5 protein-coding genes are annotated in these 3734 nt (G+C 65.0%); 3 read left to right on the top strand and 2 right to left on the bottom strand.

The window, feature by feature from the left end; all coding sequences use genetic code 11:
- On the bottom strand, positions 1–399 hold a 399-nt coding region (locus tag IVB32_RS19080), incomplete at its 3' end, for a TetR/AcrR family transcriptional regulator (RefSeq protein WP_247410925.1).
- Between the two features lie 73 nt (positions 400–472).
- Here IVB32_RS19080 and IVB32_RS19075 point away from each other — a divergent pair.
- The gene (locus IVB32_RS19075; RefSeq protein WP_018453852.1) at positions 473–877 is read left to right on the top strand and encodes a hypothetical protein; all 405 of its coding nucleotides are present in this window, start codon (positions 473–475) and stop codon (positions 875–877) included.
- 86 nt (positions 878–963) lie between these two features.
- Positions 964–1368: a VOC family protein gene (locus IVB32_RS19070; RefSeq protein ID WP_018453853.1), complete on the top strand. Its 405-nt coding sequence runs from the start codon at positions 964–966 to the stop codon at positions 1366–1368.
- 28 nt (positions 1369–1396) lie between these two features.
- Here the strand turns inward: IVB32_RS19070 and IVB32_RS19065 are convergent, their stop codons facing one another.
- Positions 1397–2329, bottom strand: a complete 933-nt coding sequence (locus IVB32_RS19065; protein ID WP_018453854.1) for a DMT family transporter — start codon at positions 2327–2329, stop codon at positions 1397–1399.
- A gap of 366 nt (positions 2330–2695) precedes the next feature.
- Here IVB32_RS19065 and IVB32_RS19060 point away from each other — a divergent pair.
- On the top strand, positions 2696–3734 hold a 1039-nt coding region (locus IVB32_RS19060; RefSeq protein ID WP_247410923.1), incomplete at its 3' end, for an adenylosuccinate synthase.

Raw genomic sequence — 3734 nt, 5'->3', positions numbered from 1 at the left:
GTTACGCTCGATCAGCGCCTCGCCGAATTCCGGATCGGTCGCGATGGCCTGGTTGAGCCCGCCGATGGCGGGATCGCGCCCCCAGAACGTACAGAAGATTTCGATGACGCGGTCGAGCGCGGCGCGCGGATCCGCCATCGTCATCACCTCGGCCAGTTCGAACAGTCCGCCCTGGTGCGCGATGTCGTCGAACACGGCCTCCAGCAATCCCCGCCGCGATCCGAACTGGTTGTAGACGGTCAATCGCGTGACGCCGGCCGCCTTGGCGACCACGTCGAGGGAGAAGTTCGCAATGCTCGCGTCCTCGCGTAGGAGTCGCGCGCCGGCCGCGATGATGCGCTCGCGCGTCGCCGCCGCCGCGGAAGCCCGCGCGGAGCTCACATAATTGCGCTTCGGCATCGCCTTGCCATTCTGTTGACGTATTGACTATACATGTAGTATATCTAATTTAGAAGCCGGTTCGGAGCTTGCCATGCAAACTGCGCTCGTGATCGCCTTGTCACTTCATGTGTTGTCGTCCGTGTTCTGGGCGGGATCAAGCTTTGCGCTGGCCCGCATCGGCGGAGTTGCCGGTGAGCAGCTGGTCTTTCCACAACTCGGCGCGGCGACGATTGCCATCCTGACCGGCGGCTATCTCGGCCATCTCGTTCATTCCCACAGCTTCGGCACGACCGAGCAGGTGCTCGCCGTCGGTGCTGTCTGTGCACTGATCGCGGCCGCTATTCAGGCTGTCATCGGTCCTCGTGCGCTCGCGGCCTTGCGTCGCGGCACCGGCAAGCCGGAGGACCTCCGTGCACGTATCGCCGCCGCCCAACGTGCGGCGGCCGGCCTGCTGGGCATGGCCGCGCTCTGCATGGGCGCCGCGCGCTACATTTGAATGCAGTCCAGGGAGGAGTGTTGAGAGCTCTCTGTTCCCAATGTCAGACCATAGCGCGGCTTCCAGCCGCTTTCGAAGGAAAAGCAATGTCCAAGATGATTCTGGTCAACCTGCCGGTACGCGATCTCGCCGCATCGACAGCGTTCTACGTAGCCCTGGGTGGCGCGGTGAATCCTCAATTCTCCGGAGCAAATTCGACGTCGCTCATGTTCACGGACGCGATCGGCGTGATGCTGCTGACCCACGACCGGTATCGTGAATTCACCAGCCGCGAGATCGGCGACGCGCGGCGCCACAGCCAGGCTATGTTCGCTCTCACGGTCGACGACCGCGATGCCGTCGATGCAACGCTGGCGCGCGCGGTGGCTGCGGGCGGTCGCGCCGATCCCAATCCGGCGCAGGATCTCGGCTTCATGTACAACCGACACATTGAAGACCCCGATGGCTATGTTTGGGAGATGGTGTGGATGAACCCGTCGACAAACGCTTGATCGCAGCCGATCGAACCGGGCCCCAAGCCTAGCTCGCCTGCTTCCGTGACGCCACGAACACGCCGGCCAGCACCAGCGCGAAGCCGATGAAGTGGAACGCCTGCGGGTGCTCGCCCAGAAACGCCATTGCCATGATCGAGCCGAACACCGGCACGACATGGAAGAACGGCGCGGCGCGGTTGGCGCCGATCAGGCGGACACCGCGATTGAAGCAGAGATAGGCGAGCGTCGAGGGGAATACCGCGACATAGAAGAGGGTCAGGAGGTTCGGCCCGTCGAGCTTCATCCCGGGACGCGCGGACAACTCCCAGATCTCCAGCGGAATGAGACAGGCAGCACCGCAGCCGAACGTGAAGGCGAGGAACGACAGGCCGTGCATCGGCGGCCGCTTCAAGGTCAGCACCGAATAGAGCGCGAAGATGATCAGCGCGACGACAAAGATGAGGTCGCCCTTGTTGAAGTCGATGTTCGACAGCGTGGTGAAGTCGCCATGCAGCAGGATGATCAGCACGCCGCACATCGACAGCAGCACGCCGAAGGCCTGCGCTACGGTGAGGCGGACGCCGAGGATGGCGAGCGACCACAGCGCCACGACCAGCGGCGCGGCGGATTGCAAGAGGAGAGTGTTGAGCGCCTGCGTATGCTCCAGCGCCCAATATTGCAGCGTGTTGAAGGCGCCGATGCCGGTGATCGAGAGCGTGACCATCAGGCCGAGCTTGCCGCGGATCGCGGGCCAGTCCTGCGCAAGGTGTTTCCAGGCGAACGGCAGCACCAGCAGGAAGGCGAAGAACCAGCGCAGGAACGACAGCGTCACCGGCGGGATGTGACCGGCGGCGAGCCGGCCGACGATGGCATTGCCCGCCCAGCACAGCGCGGTGATGCTGAGCAGCAGATAGGGCTGGTTGGCGATCCAGTTGTGGCCGGACGTGGCGGCGCCGGTGGTCTCGTCGGTGGCGGACATTGGATTGTTGTGGCCCCGCGTCATGCGCCAAGCCTCCAGCCCGGTGGCACCCGGGCCGGTTCAAACCCGGCCCCGTTCAAAGACACGGAAATCGAGGTTGCATCAACGGGGGCCGGATGCATCGCGACCATGCAGCGGCGGAAGCAGCCTCTCACGCTTTGGTCGAAGCATTGCACCCGCCGCGAAGGTTTCTGGATTTTCAGGGGATATCAAAGGCTTGGAGTGCGCTCGCGGCCTCGAAAAAGTCCCGTTCTTGCTTGCCTAGAGAGGCTGCATCCTTTATCCGGTTGGCTGCCTCGCGTTCGAGCGGCCCCGGCCGTGATTGGGCTGGGCGCATCTGACAGATTGCATAGGGATTACCCGCGAATGGCCAATGTTGTCGTCGTCGGCGCCCAGTGGGGCGACGAAGGAAAGGGCAAGATCGTCGACTGGTTGTCGGAGCAGGCGGACATCGTCGTCCGTTTCCAGGGCGGCCATAACGCCGGCCACACGCTGGTGATCAACGGCAAGACCTACAAGCTGGCGCTGCTGCCCTCGGGCGTGCTGCGCGAGCAGAAGCTGTCGGTGATCGGCAACGGCGTCGTGTTCGATCCCGCCGCCTTCCTCGACGAGGTCACCAAGCTGCGGTCGCAGGGCGTCGCGGTCGGCCCGGACAATCTGCGGGTCGCCGAGAACGTCACCCTGATCCTGCCGCTGCACCGCGAACTCGACGCGCATCGCGAATCCGCCAATGCGGCGACCGCGATCGGCACCACCCGCCGTGGCATTGGCCCGGCCTACGAGGATAAGGTCGGCCGCCGCGCCATCCGCCTGATGGACCTCGCCGATCTCGACACCCTGCCGCACAAGATCGACCGGCTGCTGGCGCATCACAACGCATTGCGCCGCGGCCTCGGCCTGCCGGAGTTCGACGGCAAGGAGATCGTGAAGGAATTGACCGCGCTCGCGCCGCAGCTCCTGCCCTATGCCGAGACGGTGTGGCGGCTGCTCGACATCAAGCGGCGCGAGGGCAAGCGCATGTTGTTCGAAGGCGCGCAAGGCGCCCTGCTCGACGTCGATCACGGCACCTACCCTTACGTCACCTCGTCCAACACGGTGGCGGCGCAGGCGGCGACCGGCTCGGGCCTCGGCCCCGCCGCGGTCGGCTATGTGCTCGGCCTCTGCAAGGCCTATACGACCCGCGTCGGCCAGGGCCCATTCCCGACCGAGCAGGACAACGAGACCGGCCGCAAGATCGGCGAGCGCGGCCGCGAGTTCGGCACCAATACCGGGCGGCCCCGCCGTTGCGGCTGGTTCGATGCGGTTCTGGTTCGCCAGGCGGTCCGGACCTGCGGCATCAACGGTCTGGCGCTGACCAAGCTCGACATCCTCGACGGCTTCGATTCGATCGAGGTCTGCACCGGCT

Source organism: Bradyrhizobium sp. 23 (assembly GCF_023073295.1).
In the GTDB taxonomy this organism is placed as follows: domain Bacteria; phylum Pseudomonadota; class Alphaproteobacteria; order Rhizobiales; family Xanthobacteraceae; genus Bradyrhizobium; species Bradyrhizobium canariense_D.
The sequence above is the reverse complement of the archived record's forward strand: the minus strand, read 5'-3'. Positions and strand labels throughout refer to the sequence as shown.